Source organism: Streptomyces sp. Isolate_45, from assembly GCF_024721315.2.
In the GTDB taxonomy this organism is placed as follows: domain Bacteria; phylum Actinomycetota; class Actinomycetes; order Streptomycetales; family Streptomycetaceae; genus Streptomyces.
Window position 1 is genome coordinate 1 of sequence record NZ_JANFAK020000015.1, and the last position, 16,662, is coordinate 16,662.

At 70.8% G+C, this 16,662-nt stretch carries 13 protein-coding genes and 1 pseudogene; 7 read left to right on the forward strand and 7 right to left on the reverse strand.

Annotation, left to right across the window (positions count from 1 at the left end; all coding sequences use genetic code 11):
• Nucleotides 1–236 precede the first annotated feature (236 nt).
• Together NOD94_RS07655 and NOD94_RS07660 are read left to right on the forward strand one after the other, a co-directional pair.
• Nucleotides 237–2,018, forward strand: a pseudogene (locus tag NOD94_RS07655) (ATP-binding SpoIIE family protein phosphatase); the annotation flags it as partial.
• A gap of 82 nt (nt 2,019–2,100) precedes the next feature.
• Nucleotides 2,101–3,564: a catalase gene (locus tag NOD94_RS07660; RefSeq protein ID WP_281204978.1), complete on the forward strand. Its 1,464-nt coding sequence runs from the start codon at nt 2,101–2,103 to the stop codon at nt 3,562–3,564.
• Between the two features lie 119 nt (nt 3,565–3,683).
• Here NOD94_RS07660 and NOD94_RS07665 read toward each other — a convergent pair whose 3' ends face one another.
• On the reverse strand, nt 3,684–5,966 hold the full coding sequence (locus NOD94_RS07665; protein ID WP_281204979.1) for a transglycosylase domain-containing protein: 2,283 nt from the start codon (nt 5,964–5,966) through the stop codon (nt 3,684–3,686).
• 243 nt (nt 5,967–6,209) lie between these two features.
• Here NOD94_RS07665 and NOD94_RS07670 point away from each other — a divergent pair, with 243 nt between their 5' ends.
• The gene (locus NOD94_RS07670) at nt 6,210–7,121 is read left to right on the forward strand and encodes an SPFH domain-containing protein (RefSeq protein WP_281204980.1); all 912 of its coding nucleotides are present in this window, start codon (nt 6,210–6,212) and stop codon (nt 7,119–7,121) included.
• A complete protein-coding gene (locus NOD94_RS07675; protein ID WP_281204981.1) occupies nt 7,118–7,432 on the forward strand; it encodes an AT hook motif protein in 315 nt (104 codons plus the stop codon). The genes NOD94_RS07670 and NOD94_RS07675 overlap by 4 nt, the downstream gene beginning before the upstream one ends.
• Before the next feature lie 63 nt (nt 7,433–7,495).
• On the opposite strand, the gene NOD94_RS07680 is transcribed toward NOD94_RS07675, so the two are convergent.
• Nucleotides 7,496–8,443 carry a hydrogen peroxide-inducible genes activator gene (locus tag NOD94_RS07680; RefSeq protein ID WP_281204982.1) on the reverse strand — a complete coding sequence of 316 codons (948 nt, stop codon included), beginning with the start codon at nt 8,441–8,443 and terminating at the stop codon, nt 7,496–7,498.
• A 135-nt stretch (nt 8,444–8,578) separates the two neighbouring features.
• Here NOD94_RS07680 and NOD94_RS07685 point away from each other — a divergent pair, with 135 nt between their 5' ends.
• Nucleotides 8,579–9,133 carry a peroxiredoxin gene (locus NOD94_RS07685; RefSeq protein ID WP_281204983.1) on the forward strand — a complete coding sequence of 185 codons (555 nt, stop codon included), beginning with the start codon at nt 8,579–8,581 and terminating at the stop codon, nt 9,131–9,133.
• Between the two features lie 3 nt (nt 9,134–9,136).
• Entirely contained in the window at nt 9,137–9,676 is a 540-nt protein-coding gene (locus NOD94_RS07690; protein ID WP_281204984.1) for an alkyl hydroperoxide reductase, read from the forward strand.
• Nucleotides 9,677–9,736: 60 nt separating this feature from the next.
• Here the strand turns inward: NOD94_RS07690 and NOD94_RS07695 are convergent, their stop codons facing one another.
• From NOD94_RS07695 to NOD94_RS07715, 5 genes are all read right to left on the reverse strand, one after another.
• Complete coding sequence (locus NOD94_RS07695; RefSeq protein WP_281204985.1) at nt 9,737–10,426, reverse strand: hypothetical protein; 690 nt, start codon at nt 10,424–10,426, stop codon at nt 9,737–9,739.
• Nucleotides 10,410–11,756: an AI-2E family transporter gene (locus NOD94_RS07700; RefSeq protein WP_281204986.1), complete on the reverse strand. Its 1,347-nt coding sequence runs from the start codon at nt 11,754–11,756 to the stop codon at nt 10,410–10,412. The genes NOD94_RS07695 and NOD94_RS07700 overlap by 17 nt, the downstream gene beginning before the upstream one ends.
• 124 nt (nt 11,757–11,880) lie before the next feature.
• Nucleotides 11,881–12,630, reverse strand: coding sequence for a transglycosylase SLT domain-containing protein (locus tag NOD94_RS07705; RefSeq protein WP_281205060.1), 750 nt, complete (start codon nt 12,628–12,630; stop codon nt 11,881–11,883).
• A gap of 394 nt (nt 12,631–13,024) precedes the next feature.
• Nucleotides 13,025–14,341, reverse strand: coding sequence for a PhoH family protein (locus NOD94_RS07710; RefSeq protein WP_281204987.1), 1,317 nt, complete (start codon nt 14,339–14,341; stop codon nt 13,025–13,027).
• A 353-nt stretch (nt 14,342–14,694) separates the two neighbouring features.
• A complete protein-coding gene (locus tag NOD94_RS07715; RefSeq protein ID WP_281204988.1) occupies nt 14,695–15,456 on the reverse strand; it encodes an isoprenyl transferase in 762 nt (253 codons plus the stop codon).
• A 127-nt stretch (nt 15,457–15,583) separates the two neighbouring features.
• Between NOD94_RS07715 and mgrA the strand changes: the two genes are divergently transcribed.
• Entirely contained in the window at nt 15,584–16,621 is a 1,038-nt protein-coding gene (gene mgrA / locus NOD94_RS07720; RefSeq protein ID WP_281204989.1) for an L-glyceraldehyde 3-phosphate reductase, read from the forward strand.
• Nucleotides 16,622–16,662 lie beyond the last annotated feature (41 nt).

The following is a 16,662-nucleotide window of genomic DNA, read 5'->3' on the forward strand; positions in this document are numbered from 1 at the left end:
GGCGTTGCGCAGCCACAGGTCCTTGGCGAGCAGCGCCTCCAGTTGGACGGAGACGAAGCGCATCTTGGACGCGAGCTTCCGGACCGGGGCGCGCCGGGCCGCCCGGTCCCCGCGTTCCCCTCGGAACGGCCCCTCTGCTCCCCTCGGGCGCTCCCGAGCCGCTGTCGGGCGCCGGCGGCCTCTCCCCCGTCGGCGGGGCGCCGCCGGCGGGTTCCGGGACCGGGGAGGTGACGGCGGCGCGCCGCGAGGGCGACCGGCTGCGCTTCGTCGGCGCCGCGACCCGGCGCATCGCCCGCGGCATCGACCTGGACGAGATCGTGCTCGGCCTGTGCCGGGCGACGGTGCCGACCTTCTCCGACGCGATCCTCGTCTACCTGCGCGATCCGCTGCCCGTCGGTGACGAGCGGCCCGTCGGGCCGGTCGTCCTGAGGCTCCGGCGGACCGACCGGCTCCGGCCGATCGACGACCTCACCGACAGCGGGGCCGGCGAGCCCGCGGCGACCGCCGGGGCCGCGGGGGCCCCGGGGGCCGCCGGGGAGCTCGACTTCAGCCAGCTCCCGCTCGTCGGCCCGCAGGGTGACCTGCCGGCCGCCGAGCTGTGCGAGATCCGCCCCGGCGGGGCCCTCGCCGAGGTGCTGCGCGGCGTACGGCCCGTCTTCGGGTCGGCCGCCGGCGCCAAGGACGCGCTGCCGGAGCTCCTGGGCTCCGAGCATCCCGTGCCGCGCGGCCAGCGGGCCATCCTGGCCCCGCTGCGGGGCCGCCGGCGGGTGATCGGCGCGGCGGTGTTCCTGCGCACGCCCGACCGGGACGCCTTCGAGCAGAACGACCTGCTGGTCGCCGCGCAGCTGGCCACCCACACCGCGCTCGGCATCGACAAGGCGGTGCTGTACGGCCGCGAGGCGTACATCGCCGACGAGCTCCAGCGCACGATGCTGCCCGACAGCCTGCCCCAGCCCACCGGGGTCCGGCTCGCCTCGCGCTACCTGCCGGCCGCCGAGACGGCCCGGGTCGGCGGGGACTGGTACGACGCCATACCGCTGCCCGGCAGCCGGGTCGCGCTGGTCGTCGGCGACGTGATGGGCCACTCCATGACCTCCGCCGCGATCATGGGCCAGCTGCGCACCACGGCGCAGACCCTGGCGCAGCTGGACCTGCCGCCCGCGGAGGTCCTGCACCACCTGGACGAGCAGGCCCAGCGGCTGGGCTCCGACCGGATGGCCACCTGCCTCTACGCGGTCTACGACCCGGTCTCGCACCGGATCACCATCGCCAACGCCGGCCATCCGCCGCCGGTGCTGCTGCACCTGGGCGGCCGCGCCGAGGTGCTGCGGGTGCCGCCCGGCGCCCCGATCGGCGTGGGCGGCGTCGACTTCGAGGCCGTGGAGCTGGACGCCCCGGCCGGGGCGACCCTGCTGCTGTACACGGACGGGCTGGTGGAGTCCCGGCTGCGGGACGTGTGGACCGGCATCGAGCAGCTCCGCGAACGGCTGGCGACCACCGCCCAGCTGACCGGGCTGGACCACCCGCCGCCGCTGGAGGCCCTCTGCGACGACGTGCTGGACATGCTGGGCCCGGGCGACCGGGACGACGACATCGCCCTGCTGGCGGCCCGGTTCGACGGGATCGCGCCGAGCGACGTCGCGTACTGGTTCCTGGACCCGGAGGAGACCGCTCCGGGCCGGGCCCGCCGTTTCGCCCGCCGGGCCCTGACCCGGTGGGGTCTGGAGGAGCTCAGCGACTCCCTGGAGCTGCTGGTCAGCGAGGTCGTCACGAACGCCGTGCGGTACGCCGAGCGGCCCGTGACGCTGCGGCTGCTGCGCACGGACGTGCTGCGCTGCGAGGTCGGCGACGACTCCCCGCAGCTGCCCCGGCAGCGGCGGGCCCGGGACACCGACGAGGGCGGGCGCGGCCTGTTCCTGGTCAACCGGCTGGCACGGCGCTGGGGCGCCACCCGCCTGAGCAGCGGAAAGGTGGTCTGGTTCGAGCTCCCGTTGCCGGGTGCGCATGAGCGGCGTTGACTGGGTACGCGCGGGAGGGTGCCCCATCCGGCGTGAGTCGGGGGGCTGCCAGTGATCCCACCGACCCCAGGGGAGGCCGCTCGTGACCCAGGACGCGCCGAAGGTCCCGCACACGACGAACAACGCCGGAATCCCGGTGGAGAGCGACGAGCACTCGCTCACCATCGGCCCGGACGGTCCCGTTCTGCTCCAGGACCACTACCTGATCGAGAAGATGGCCCAGTTCAACCGCGAACGGGTTCCCGAACGGGTGGTCCACGCCAAGGGCGCGGGCGCGTACGGCGACTTCCGGGTGACCAACGACGTCAGCCAGTTCACCCGGGCGGACCTCTTCCAGCCCGGACGGCGCACGCCGATGCTGGCCCGGTTCTCGACCGTCGCCGGGGAGCAGGGTTCCCCGGACACCTGGCGCGACCCGCGCGGGTTCGCGCTGAAGTTCTACACGGAGCACGGGAACTACGACCTGGTCGGCAACAACACCCCGGTCTTCTTCGTCCGTGACCCGAGCAAGTTCCAGGACTTCATCCGCTCGCAGAAGCGCCGCCCCGACAACGGGCTGCGCGACCACGACATGCAGTGGGACTTCTGGACCCTGTCCCCCGAGTCGGCGCACCAGGTGACGCTGCTGATGGGCGACCGGGGCATTCCCCGGGGCTACCGGCACATGAACGGCTACGGCTCGCACACCTACATGTGGGTCAACGAGGGCGGTCAGCGGTTCTGGGTGAAGTACCACTTCGAGACCGACCAGGGCATCGAGTTCCTGACGCAGGCCGACGCCGACCGGATCGCGGGTGAGGACCCGGACTTCCACCGGCGGGACCTGTTCGACTCGATCTCGGGCGGGGAGGCGCCGGGCTGGACCCTGAAGGTCCAGGTCATGCCGTTCGAGGACGCCCCGGACTACCGGTTCAACCCGTTCGACCTGACGAAGGTGTGGCCGCACGCGGACTACCCGCTGATCGAGGTCGGGCGGATGACGCTGGACCGCAACCCCGAGGACTACTTCGTCCACATCGAGCAGGCCGCCTTCGAGCCCTCGAACCTGGTGCCGGGCATCGGCCCGTCGCCCGACAAGATGCTGCTCGGCCGACTGTTCTCGTACCCGGACGCGCACCGCTACCGGATCGGCGCGAACTACACGCAGCTGCCGCCGAACCGGCCCCGGTCGCCGGTGTCCTCGTACGCGAAGGACGGCGCGATGCGCTACGACGCCTCGGCGGCGGCCCGCCCGTACGCGCCCAACTCCTACGGCGGTCCGGCGGCCGATCCGGCCCGCTCCGGCGAGCCGGCGGGCTGGGCGGCGGCGGGCGAGATGGTGCGGGAGGCGTACAGCCTGCGCGCCGAGGACGACGACTGGGGTCAGCCGGGCACGCTGGTGCGTCAGGTGATGGACGACGCGGCCCGGGACCGGCTGGTGTCGAACGTGGCCGGGCACCTGGCGGACGGGGTGAGCGCCCCGGTGCTGGCGCGGGCCCTCCAGTACTGGCGCGCCGTCGACAAGGGCGTCGGCGACCGGATCGCCGCGCGGTTCGAGCAGGCCTGACCGGCTCCTGACCGGCCGCCGAGGCCGCCGAGGAGGATCCGGACGCACCACCGCCCCGCGGCGATCACGCCGCGGGGCGGTGGTGCGTCCGAGCCGGTACGGGCGGGCCGTACCGTCGGCTACTCCTCCTGCGGCGGGTTCGGCCGGGGGAAGATGAACGACTTCGTCGGGTCGGCCGTCTTCGTCGGGTCCGTCGACTTCGTCGGGTCCGTCGACTTCGTCGGGCCGGTCGACTTCGTCGGGTCGGGCTTGGTGCTGCTCTGCGACGAGGTCGGCGAGGTCGACGGCCGGCTGGAGCTGGCGCTCGGCGACGGGCTGGTCGAGGCCGAGGTCGAGGGGGCCGACGGGGACGTGCTGCGGCTGGGCGCGACGGGGACGCCCATCCTCGCCTCGGTCAGGTTGAACTCGGCCGTGTCGACGCCCTTGAGCGCGGCGAGGGTGTAGGCCTTCCAGATCTCGGCGGGGAAGCTGGAACCGCCCGCTCGGCCCTTGCCGGCGGTGCCGGTCAGGGTGACCTGCTTGTGCGAGACGGGGTCCTCACCGAACATCGCGACGATGGTGACCAGTTCCGGGGTGTAGCCGGTGAACCAGGCGGCGACGTTGAGTTCGGCGGTGCCGGTCTTGCCCGCGGCCTGGTAGGCGCCGCTGCGCACGGCCTGGCCGGAGCCCTCGGCGACGACCCCGGTGAGCACCTTGGTGACGGTGTCGGCGGTCTGGCGGGAGATGGCCTGTCCGCCGATCGGGTTGACCGGGGTGAACTCGCCGTCCTTGTGCTCGGCCGACTTGATGATGGTCGGGGTGACCTTCTTGCCGTGGTTGTCGAGTGTGGCGTAGACGGCGGCCATCTCGACGGTGTTGGCGCTCATGGTGCCCAGCGACATGGCCGGCTGGTTCTCGTCCCAGCCCTTGCGGTCCACCATGCCGAGCTGGAGCGCGGTCTTCTTCACGTTCTTCGGCTTCGTGTCGACGATCATCTGCGCGTACACCGAGTTGACGGAGGCGTTCGTGGCGTCCTGGACCGTCATCATCGGGTCGCCGTAGTTGAAGTCGTCCTGGTTCTGCGGGTTGAACGGGATGTCGCTGCCGACGACCTTGCGCTTGCTCGTGCCGTCGTACAGGGCGTTCGGCGAGATCTCCTTGCCGTCCTGCGTGGTCGCATCGGTCTCCAGGGCGGAGGCCAGCACGATCGGCTTGAAGGTCGAGCCGGGCTGGTAGTCGGTGCGCAGCGCGTTGCTCGCGGACTTCTCCGTGAGGCCCTGGCCGCCGTACATCGCGACGATCGCGCCCGTCTTGGGGTCGACCGAGGTGGCGCCGGCCTGGACGTTCTGGTCGACGGGCCGTTCCTTGGTGTTCTTCCGGTCGAGCTTGGACTCCAGCTCGTCCTGGACCGCCTTCTCCAGCGCGGCCTGCTTCTTCTTGTCGATGTTGAGGACGATCGTCCAGCCGCCGGCCGCGATGTCGGCGTCGGTGATCTTCTGCTTGTTCAGCTCGATCTCGGCAGCCTGGACCAGGTAGCCCTTCTGCCCCTCCATACCCGGGCGGGGCTTCGGCTTGATCGGCTCCTGGAACTTCAGGGTCTTGCGCTTGGCCTCGTCCAGCTCGCCCATCTCGACCATGTTGTCGAGGACCGCGTTGAAGCGGATCATGACGAGGTTCTTGCCGTTCGGTCCGGCGGTCGCCCAGTCGTACTGGCTGGGGGCCTGGATGACGGCGGCGAGGTAGGCGCCCTGCTCCAGGGTCAGCTTCTCGGCGTCGACGCCGTAGAAGGCCTGGGCCGCGGCCTGGATGCCGTAGGCGTTGCGGCCGTAGAAGTTGGTGTTGAGGTAACCGGCGAGGATGTCGTCCTTCTCCATCCGCTGGTCGACCTTGAGGGAGATGATCAGCTCCCGGACCTTGCGGGTGGGCGACTGGTCCTGCGTCAGGTAGTAGTTCTTGACGTACTGCTGGGTGATCGTCGAGCCACCGGCGGTGCCCTTGCCCCGGAGGGTGTTGAAGAGGCCTCGGCCCACGCCCATCAGGTCGATGCCGCGGTCCTTGTAGAAGGACTTGTTCTCGATCGCGATGAACGCGTTGCGCACGTCCTCCGGGATCTTGTCGATCGGGAGATTCTCGCGGTTGACCTCGCCGGTGCGGGCCATGACCGAGCCGTCGGCGTACTTGTACGTGTTGCTCTGGAGCGTCGCCGTCTTGTTCGGGTCGGTGGGCTCGTCCACGAGGAAGTAGAGGAGGACGACCGTGCCTATGCCGAGCAGGATCATCACGAAGAAGGCGCCGAGGATCTTCTTCCAGGTGAAGAAGCGGCGTATGCCGGTTGGTTTGCCGGCGCCACCAGTGGCGCGCCCGCGCGGCGTATTCCGCGCACCGCTGCGCTGCTGCGCTCGTCGCGATTCTGCTCGGCCCATCGCTCCCGCTCCGCTCGATTACCCCCCCGACGTCAGCTCAGAAAACTAACACCGCAGGCTGTGTCAAAGATTGGTCATCCCTGATCAATACCGGTCAATTCGGACGTGAGAATCAGCACCCACTCCAATGGAACCGACGCTCACGATGCCTGAAGGGTTGCGGACTCCGCAAAAACTGATATCACTTTGCTAGACGCTCCGGTCCGTTCCGACCGGACGCCGAGCAACAAACGGGGGTATTCCATGACAGCGACAGAGGGCACGCGACCGAGCGAGGTACGGGAGTTCGCGGCGCGCAGCGTCGGCGGCGGACTGGCCCTGCTGGGCGGACTGCTGGGGGTGGTCGCGGGGGCGGCGGTGATCGTCGTCGGCGCGAACGCCTCGACCGTCGCCGTCCAGGTCTCCCTGATCCTGCTGGGCATCCTCCTGACCCTCCTCTCGATCGTCGCCATGAGCGGGCTCAACACCGTGGCGCCGGGCGAGGCCCGGGTCGTCCAGCTGTTCGGCCGCTACCGGGGCACGATCCGCGCGGACGGACTGCGCTGGGTCAACCCGCTCACCTCCCGCGAGAAGATCTCCACCCGGGTGCGCAACCACGAGACGGCCGTCCTGAAGGTGAACGACGCCTACGGCAACCCGATCGAGCTGGCGGCGGTCGTGGTGTGGCGCGTCGCCGACACCGCGCGGGCCGTGTTCGAGGTCGACGACTTCACCGAGTTCGTCGAGACGCAGACCGAGGCGGCGGTCCGGCACATCGCGATCGAGTACCCCTACGACTCCCACGACGAGGCCGGCCTCTCCCTGCGCGGCAACGCGGAGGAGATCACCGAGAAGCTCGCCGTCGAGCTGGCGACCCGCGTCGAGGCGGCGGGCGTGCACATCATCGAGTCCCGCTTCACGCACCTCGCGTACGCTCCGGAGATCGCCTCCGCGATGCTCCAGCGCCAGCAGGCCGGGGCCGTCGTGGCAGCCCGCAAGCAGATCGTCGAGGGCGCGGTCGGGATGGTGGAACTCGCCCTCACCCGCCTCGCCGAGGAGGACATCGTGGACCTGGACGCCGAGCGGAAGGCCTCGATGGTGTCGAACCTGATGGTGGTGCTCTGCGGTGACCGCGCGGCCCAGCCCGTCATCAACACGGGCACCCTCTACCAGTGAGCCCCGCAGGCGGCGCGCGGCCCGGCGGCGAGGCGGACGCCCCGGAGCCGGACCGGGGCGCCCCCGCGCCGGACGCCGCGGCGCGGGGCCGGCAGCCCCGGGCCGGGAAGCAGGCGCGCAAGCAGGTGCTGCTGCGCCTCGACCCCCAGGTGTACGACGCCCTCGCCCGCTGGGCGGGGGAGGAACTGCGCAGCGCGAACGCGCAGATCGAGTTCCTGCTCCGCAGGGCCCTGTCCGACTCCGGCCGACTGCCGGGCGGGGCCGCCCCGATCAGACCGCGCGGCCGCCCGCGCAACACCCCGGAGCCCTGAGGGCCCCCGTTCCGGAGCCCCGACGGTCCGCGCCCCGGCGGGTTGCCCCCGGGGCGCGGGCCGTCAGTCGGTGGGCCACACCGGGAGCGGGCGCACCGCCTCGCGCAGGGCTCCCGCGATGGCCCGGAACTCCTCCCCCCGGGCCGTGCCGGTACGGATGGCCAGGGCGATCCGGCGGGAGGGGGCCGGCTCGGCGAAGTACCCGGTGGACAGGTGCTCGTTGCGGGCGGTCTCCAGTCGCAGCGCGGTGCGCGGCAGCAGGGTGACCCCGAGTCCCCCGGCGACCAGTTGTACGAGCGTGGACAGTCCGGCGGCGGTCGTGGTGACGTCCGCCCCGACGGTCCGCCCGGCGTCGCGGCAGATGTCCAGGGCCTGGTCCCGCAGGCAGTGCCCCTCGTCGAGCAGCAGCAGCTGGAGGCCGCGCAGCTCCTCGCGGGGGATGTCCCGGCGCCCGGCGAGCGGGTGGTCGCGGGGCGCGAGCAGGACGAAGTCCTCGTCGAATACGGGCAGTTCGGTGACCCCGGGGACGCCCAGCGGGACCGCGAGCAGCAGCAGGTCCAGCCGGCCGCCCGAGAGCCCCTCCAGCAGCGAGGCCGTCTGCTCCTCGTGCACCTGGAGGTCCATCCCGGGGTAGCGGCGCTGGAACAGCCCGAGGACGGTGGGCAGCAGGTACGGCGCCACCGTGGGGATCACGCCGAGCCGCAGGACCCCGGTGAAGGGGGCCCGTACCGCCTCGGCCTCCTCCAGCAGCCCGCCCATCGCGTCGAGGACGCCCCGCGCCCGCAGGGCGATCCGCTCGCCCGCCGGGGACAGCAGCACCTTGCGCGTGGTGCGTTCCAGCAGCCGCACCCCGAGGGCCTCCTCCAGCGCGGAAACGGCCCCGGACAGTGCGGGCTGGCTCATTCCGATCGCCGCGGCGGCGTCCCGGAAGTGCAGGTGCTCCGCCACCGCCGCGAAGGCGCGCAGCTGCGCCAGCGTCGGCTGCTTCGGTCCTCTACTACTGACAGCCACTGATAGGTACCTCCGATCACCCGGCACAAGACTAGCTATTTCCGTAATCAATGCAGCTGTGTCAGCATGTGAGATCCGTCCAACCCCTTCGGAAAGCCCCCAAAAGGGTCACTTTCCATTTCGCAAGGAGAGTTCGTGCTCACTGTCGGTGACAAGTTCCCCACCTACGATCTGACCGCCTGCGTCTCGCTCGAAGCGGGCAGCGAGTTCGCTCAGATCGACCACAAGACCTACGAGGGCAAGTGGCGCGTGGTGTTCTTCTGGCCGAAGGACTTCACCTTCGTCTGCCCGACCGAGATCGCCGCCTTCGGCAAGCTGAACGACGAGTTCCTGGACCGCGACGCCCAGATCCTCGGCGTTTCCGGCGACTCCGAGTTCGTCCACCACGCCTGGCGCAAGGACCACGCCGACCTGCGTGACCTGCCCTTCCCGATGCTGGCCGACTCCAAGCACGAGCTGATGCGCGACTGCGGCGTCCAGGGCGCCGACGGCTTCGCGCAGCGCGCCGTCTTCATCGTCGACCAGAACAACGAGATCCAGTTCACGATGGTGACCGCCGGCTCCGTGGGCCGTAACCCCAAGGAGGTCCTGCGGGTCCTCGACGCCCTGCAGACCGACGAGCTGTGCCCCTGCAACTGGACCAAGGGCGAGACCACCCTCGACGCCGGCGCGCTGCTGGCCGGTGAGTGACGGATGTCCCTCGACACCCTGAAGTCGGCCATACCGGACTTCGCCAAGGACCTGAAGCTGAACCTCGGTTCGGTCATCGGCAATCAGGACACCCTCTCGCAGCAGCAGCTGTGGGGCACCGTGCTGGCCTGCGCCATCGCGGCCCGCTCCCCGCGCGTCCTGCGTGAGCTGGAGCCCGAGGCGAAGGCGGCGCTGACCCCGGAGGCGTACTCCGCCGCCAAGTCGGCCGCCGCCATCATGGCGATGAACAACGTCTTCTACCGCACGCGCCACCTGCTCTCCGACCCGGAGTACGGGACGATGCGCGCGGGCCTGCGGATGAACGTCATCGGCAACCCCGGTGTCGAGAAGGTCGACTTCGAGCTGTGGTCCCTCGCGGTCTCCGCGATCAACGGCTGCGGCCAGTGCCTGGACTCGCACGAGCAGGTCCTGCGCAAGGCCGGCGTCGACCGCGAGACGGTCCAGGAGGCCTTCAAGGTCGCCTCGGTGATCCAGGCCGTCGCCGTCACCCTCGACGCGGAAGCGACCCTCGCCGCCGAGTGACCGCACGCCTCACACGTGAGGGGCCCCCGCCGCCGTTCCCGGCCGCGGGGGCCCCTTCGTTCACTTCTCGAGCCGGCTCATCAGGGCCCGGGCGTCCTCGATCAGGGCCGCGGCGAGGGCGTCCTCGTCGGGTTCCGAGTCGGGGGCGACGTCGGTCCCGGCGGTGTGCCATTCAAGCGCGATCGTGAAGACCGCGCCCCCGGCGAGGACCTGGATGCGGGGAGCCATGACGTGCCGGAAGAGCAGCGCCCGCTCCCCCAGCCCCGGCACCTCCTGCGCGTCGGTGGGATCGGTCGCCGTCCGCGCGTCGAGCGCGGGCCCCGCTCCGAACTCGGTCGCCGGGTCGGTCCGCTTGTGCAGTTCGACGAGCACGTGGCCGAAGTAGCTGGTCCTCTCGTCCTCCCAGCCGCTGGAGAACGAGCAGAACGACCAGTCCAACGCCGGGCTCCGCCCCTGCCGCTTCGGCCCGCGGTCCAGGTTCCCCGCGAACCCGGAGAGGGCCTTCAGCTCGGCGTCCTGGCACAGGTCCTCGGTGTGCCGGTAGGCGAGCGGCGGACCGTCGGCGAATCGATCCTGCACGGCCAGGACCCCCGCCCACACGGCAGAGGCCACCACCGCCCCGCCCAGGGCCCACCACCACGCCCTGCGGGGCCCCTTCGGCCCGGCTCCGTCCTCGACCTCCAGGAGCCGCGCGGCCTCGGCCGGGCGCTCGGAGGTCCACTCCCCTTCGAGCTCAGGCTCGCTGATCATCCCCGGCCTCCCGTACGGCCACTTCCACCGCGGTCGCCCCGTGCGGCCCGGGTCCGCTCAGGGCGGGGATCCCGCGCTGTTCGCGGGAGTACGCCCGCAGGTAGCCGACCACCGTGTTGGTGACGGCGGCCAGCGGCACGGCGACCACCGCTCCGCCGATGCCCGCGACCATCCCGCCGGCGGCCACCGCCAGCACCACCGCGAGCGGGTGGACCCGTACGGCCCTGCCGAGGATGAAGGGCTGCAGGACGTGGCCCTCGATCTGCTGCACCGCCAGCACCACGAGGACGACCATCAGCGCGGTGAACGGCCCCTCGGTCACCAGCGCCACGACCACCGCCAGCGCCCCGGAGATCACGGCGCCGACCAGCGGGATGAAGGCGAACAGGAAGATGAAGACGGCCAGGGGCACGGCCATCGTCACGTTGAGGAAGTAGAGCCCGAGGCCGATGAAGACGGCGTCGATGAGCGCGACGAGCACGGTGCCGCGCACGTACGCCGTCAGCGTGCGCCAGGCGCGCGGACCGGCGCCCGCGACCCCGGGACGGGCCGCGGCGGGAACCAGGCCGAGGGCCCAGGTCCAGATCTTCTTGCCGTCGTAGAGCAGGAAGAGGGTGGAGAACATCGCGAGCAGCATGCCCGTCAGCACCTCGACGAGCACCGTCACGCCTTGCAGGCCGGCGGAGGTGATCTCCTCGGTGTTGGTGCCGATGGTCTCGCTGAGGTTCTTCGCGATGTCGTTGATCTGCTTCTCGGTCACGTGGAACGGACTGTCCAGTGCCCAGGTCTTGAGCTCGTTGATGCCTTCGCGAAGACGGTTCGAGAGGTCGTCGAGGTTGTCCATGACCTGCCAGACGACGAACCAGCCGACCAGCCCGATCACGACGAACCCGAGGATCGCGGTGACGGCGGTGGCCAGTCCGCGCGGCAGCCCCAGCCGGCGGAGCCGGACCACGAACGGCTGGAGCAGGGCGGTCACCAGCATGGCGGCGGCGAAGGCGAGGACGACCAGGCGCACTTCGCTGATCACCCTCATCAGCACCCACAGCAGTCCGGCGAGCAGCAGCAGCCGCCAGCTGGCCTCCGCGGCGACGCGCACCCCCCAGGGGATGACGCTGACCGGATCGGGCCGCTCCGGCGCCCCGCCCGGGCCCGTGCCGGCGCGCGCGGCCGCGGTCTGCGCCTCGGCGGTCACCGCGGGGGCGGGCAGCGGCGGTTCGCCGGCGCCCTCGGCCTCGGCCTGGACCTCGGCGCGCCGCTCGTCCAGGCGCGCCTCCATCCGGCTGAGTCTGCTCCCGAGCCGGCCGAGCCAGCCTGCCGTCTTCGCCATGTCGTTCCTTTCCCCCCGCCCACCGCGTCGGCGTGCCCCGTGCGGCCGCGCCCCGCACGACCGTACACGCGAGCAGCCCCGCACCGTAGGACGGTGCGGGGCTGCTCGGGGTCGGGCGGGCCGACTAGTACCAGTTGTTGGCCTGCCAGAAGCTCCAGGCGCCACACGGGCTGCCGTAGCGCTCGTTCATGTAGTTCAGGCCCCACTTGATCTGGGTGGCCGGGTTGGTGCGCCAGTCGGCGCCGGCCGAGGCCATCTTCGTACCGGGCAGCGCCTGGACCAGACCGTACGCGCCCGAGGAGGCGTTGACGGCCTTGTAGTTCCAGGTCGACTCGTGGTTGATGATGTTGGAGAAGCACTGGAACTGCCCGGCCGGGACCATCTGCTGGGCCATGGCCTTGACCTGGGCGACCGTGTAGGAGCCCTGGACGGGGAAGTCCGCGGAGTCACGGGCCGCGGACCGGCTCGCGATCTCGCCCTCCTCCTCGCGCTCGGCCTTGGCCTTGGCCTCCAGGTCGGCCTTTTCCTTGTCCTTCTTCGCCTTGTCGGCCTTCTCGGCCTCGGCCTTCTTGGACTTGGCGTCCTCGGCGGCCTGGACGCGAGCGGCTTCCTCCGTCGAGCGCTTGGCGTCGGTGTCGGCGGCGTGGGCGATGGCGTCGGCCTGCTGCGCGAGGGTGGCGCTCTGGACCTGGGCCTGCTCGTCGACCGGGATTTCAGCGAGGAGAGTCGCGCCGGAAGCGGTCGTCTCAAGGTCGTTCGAGGAGGGGTCGCCGGTGGCAACGCCCACGACTGCGCCGACGGTGGTGACCGCGGTGGCCGAAGCCACTGCGAAACCCCGAACCGAGATCCGGCTCACACGGTGTCCTTCCAGCAGCGTCCGCAGTGACCGCGCGGGCGCAAGAGTGCCCTCGACACTGGCCTCCGCGGTGGTGCGGTCACTGGAGGCGCGGGCCCGTGGGCAACTCCCCTGCGGGAATCGCCGCGTGAAGCTCGGGCGGCATACGGCCAACGGTTCTGGAGTTGTGGTGCTGCGCGTACCTCACGGGAGGTACAGGTGTGCCGTATGCGGGGCCTGACGGGAAACAGACTCTGCCGGACCCCGACGCCGCAGGGCAATTCCGCGTTGCGTGGGAAAGGTCACACCTGGCATGCGGCAGCTGTTTGCGACAAAGGGCTGTGCAGCACGACGCCGCCCGGCTAGGCTCTGAGCCTTTTGCCGGGCGGCGCCAACTCGTGCTGCGGTTATGGGGCTTTTGGCCCGTTGCGGATCAGAGTGTCTCCAGCATCTCGGTGACCAGCGCGGCGATCGGGGAGCGCTCGGAGCGGGTCAGCGTGATGTGCGCGAACAGCGGATGCCCCTTCAGCTTCTCGACGACGGCGACGACTCCGTCGTACCGGCCGACCCTCAGGTTGTCCCGCTGTGCGACGTCGTGGGTCAGTACGACCCGCGAGTTGGCGCCGATCCGGGAGAGCACCGTCAGGAGCACGTTGCGTTCCAGGGACTGCGCCTCGTCCACGATCACGAAGGCGTCGTGCAGCGAACGGCCGCGGATGTGCGTGAGCGGCAGGACCTCCAGCATGCCGCGGTTCAGCACTTCCTCGATGACCTCACGACCGGCGACGGCCGAGAGGGTGTCGAAGACCGCCTGCGCCCAGGGGCTCATCTTCTCGGAGGCGTCGCCCGGCAGGTAGCCGAGGTCCTGGCCGCCGACCGCGTACAACGGCCGGAAGACCATCACCTTCTGGTGCTGCCTCCGTTCCAGGACGGCCTCCAGGCCGGCGCACAGGGCGAGCGCGGACTTCCCGGTGCCCGCCCGGCCGCCCATGGAGAGGATCCCGATCTCCGGATCGAGCAGCAGGTCGAGGGCGATGCGCTGCTCGGCGCTGCGTCCGTGCAGCCCGAAGGCCTCGCGGTCGCCCCGTACGAGCTTCACGTTGCCGTCGGCCGTGACCCGGCCCAGCGCCTTGCCGCGCTCGGACTGGAGGACCAGTCCGGTGTGGACGGGCAGCTCGGCCGCCTCGGGAACGTAGAGGCGCTCCTCGGAGAAGAGGAGGTCCACCTGTTCGCCGGAGAGGGCGAGCTCGCTCATGCCGGTCCAGCCGCCGTCGGTGATGGCGAGTTCGGCGCGGTATTCCTCCGCCAGCAGCCCCACGGAGGAGGCCTTGATGCGCAGGGGAAGATCCTTCGACACGACCGTGACGTCGTAGCCCTCGGCCTGGAGGTTGCGGGCGACCGCGAGGATCCGCGAGTCGTTGTCCCCCAGCCGGAAGCCGGCCGGCAGGACGCCCGGGTCGGAGTGGTTGAGCTCGACGCGCAGCGTGCCGCCCAGATCGCCCAGCGGGATGGGGGCGTCGAGACGTCCGTACCGGACCCGGAAGTCGTCGAGCAGGCGCAGGGCCTGGCGCGCGAAGTAGCCGAGTTCGGGATGGTGCCTCTTTGCCTCCAGCTCGGTGATCACCACGATCGGGAGCACGACCTCGTGCTCGTCGAAGCGGGAGATCGCGTTGGGGTCTGCCAGCAGGACGCTGGTGTCGAGGACGTAGGTGCGCCTGTCGGGCAGGCGGCGCTTTGTGCTGGTCACCACGGAAGGACGTACCCCCTCGGAAGAGGTCGGGCCATGAAGACCGGACCGGTCAACGGCGCCAATGCAAGGGCCGCATTCCGGCCCTCCAATCCGACCGTGCGAACCGCACGCGCGTCCTGGTGCAAAGGGCCTCCCGGGCGGACGGCCCTGTGCCGTCCGCTGAGACTCGACACCCGTGGATCGGACGTCGACCTGCCAGGGTTATGCCCTCGAACATGCGCGGCCATGCCATGGCATATGACGGACGCTCGGTGAACCCCTGGTGAAGGCCTTGCGCGGGGGACGAACGGGGGCAGAGGGGATACCGGCACTCCGAGGGGGGCGCCGGCCGCCGGAATTCCGGCCCCGGGAAATCAGCTGCCGTAGCGCCGGTGCCGGGCCGCGTAGTCGCGCAGCGCGCGCAGGAAGTCGACCTTGCGGAAGGCCGGCCAGAAGACCTCGCAGAAGTAGTACTCGGAGTGCGCGCTCTGCCACAGCATGAATCCGGACAGTCGCTGCTCACCGCTGGTGCGGATCACCAGGTCCGGGTCGGGCTGGCCCCGGGTGTAGAGGTGCTCGGAGATGTGGTCGATGTCCAGGATCTCGGCGAGCTCCTCGATGGAGGTGCCCTTCTCGTGGTGCTCCAGCAGCAGGGAGCGGACCGCGTCGGCGATCTCCTGGCGGCCGCCGTAGCCGACCGCGACGTTGACGAGTATCCCGTCGACGTCGTGCGTGGCCTGCTCGGCCTCCTTGAGCACGGACTGCGTCCGCGAGGGCAGAATGTCGAGGTTCCCGACGTGGTGGACGCGCCAGCGGCCGTCCGCCGCGAGGCCCCGGACCGTGTTCTCGATGATGTTGAGCAGCGGGCGGAGCTCGACCTCGGGCCGGTCCAGGTTGTCCGTGGAGAGCATCCACAGGGTGACGACCTCGACGTCCGTCTCGGTGCACCAGCCCAGCATCTCCGAGATCTTGTCGGCCCCGGCCTGGTGGCCCTGCTCCGTCGTGCCTCCCGACGCCTTGGCCCAGCGCCGGTTCCCGTCCAGGATGACGCCGATGTGCTTCGGCGACGCGTCATGGTCGAGGCGGCCTTCCACCCGGCGTGCGTAGAGCCTGTACACCAGGTCGCGCAGCTTCACGATCTTCGAGCCCCTCCGTGCAATGCCCCCGAGCGAATTGCGGTCTCCCCCGAGTCCGCCACATTACTGCGCGGTGGGATCGGGTACCCAACTCGGTCTGTCACAAGTCCGTGATAGGGAGGACATCGTGACTGATACCAATCCCTATCGGGCAGAGCCTTCGCGCTACGACTCCATGGAGTACCGCCGCACCGGCCGCAGCGGCCTCAAGCTCCCCGCCGTCTCCCTCGGCCTCTGGCACAACTTCGGCGACGACGCGTCCCTGGAGAACCAGCGGGCGATCCTGCGTCGGGCCTTCGACCTCGGCGTGACCCACTTCGACCTGGCCAACAACTACGGCCCGCCCCCGGGCTCGGCCGAGCTCAACTTCGGCAAGATCTTCGCGCAGGACTTCGCGGCGCACCGCGAGGAGCTGGTGCTCTCCACCAAGGCCGGCTACTTCATGCACCCCGGCCCGTACGGGGAGTGGGGCAGCCGCAAGTACCTGCTCGGCTCGCTCGACGCCTCCCTGAAGCGGATGGGCGTGGACTACGTCGACGTCTTCTACTCGCACCGCTTCGACCCGGAGACCCCGCTGGAGGAGACCATGGGCGCGCTCGCGTCCGCGGTCCGGCAGGGCAAGGCGCTGTACGTGGGCGTCTCCTCGTACACCGCCGAGCAGACGGCCGAGGCGGCCCGGATCCTGACGGACATGGGCGTGCGGCCGCTGATCCACCAGCCCTCGTACTCCATGATCAACCGCTGGACGGAGGAGGACGCGCTGCTGGACACCCTGGAGGAGGCCGGCATGGGCTGCATCTCCTTCGCGCCGCTCGCCCAGGGGCTCCTGACGGGCAAGTACCTGAAGGACATCCCGGCGGGCTCGCGGGCCACCCAGGGCAAGTCCCTGAACCCGGCGCTCCTCTCGGAGGACGTCGTCCGGCGCCTGAACGGGCTGAACGAGATCGCCGCGCGGCGCGGGCAGTCGTTGGCGCAGCTGGCGCTCAAGTGGGTGCTGCGGGACGACCGGATGACGTCGGCCCTGATCGGCGCGTCGAGCGTCAGGCAGTTGGAGGAGAACGTGGCCGCGTTGGCGGCGGCGCCTTTGTCGGAGCAGGAGTTGAAGGAGATCGACTCCTTCGCCGTCTCCACCCCCGGCACCAACATCTGGGCCCAGCGCGGCTGACCTGCGGCGATGACGCACCACTGCGGTGCGGGCGCGGAAAA

Excerpts from the sequence above, each read along its gene's own strand:
- NOD94_RS07665 (WP_281204979.1), bottom strand. The coding sequence starts at position 5,966 with ATGGGCCGAGCAGAATCGCGACGAGCGCAGCAGCGCAGCGGTGCGCGG.
- NOD94_RS07670 (WP_281204980.1), top strand. The coding sequence starts at position 6,210 with ATGACAGCGACAGAGGGCACGCGACCGAGCGAGGTACGGGAGTTCGCG.
- NOD94_RS07690 (WP_281204984.1), top strand. The coding sequence starts at position 9,137 with ATGTCCCTCGACACCCTGAAGTCGGCCATACCGGACTTCGCCAAGGAC.
- NOD94_RS07695 (WP_281204985.1), bottom strand. The coding sequence starts at position 10,426 with ATGATCAGCGAGCCTGAGCTCGAAGGGGAGTGGACCTCCGAGCGCCCG.
- NOD94_RS07700 (WP_281204986.1), bottom strand. The coding sequence starts at position 11,756 with ATGGCGAAGACGGCAGGCTGGCTCGGCCGGCTCGGGAGCAGACTCAGC.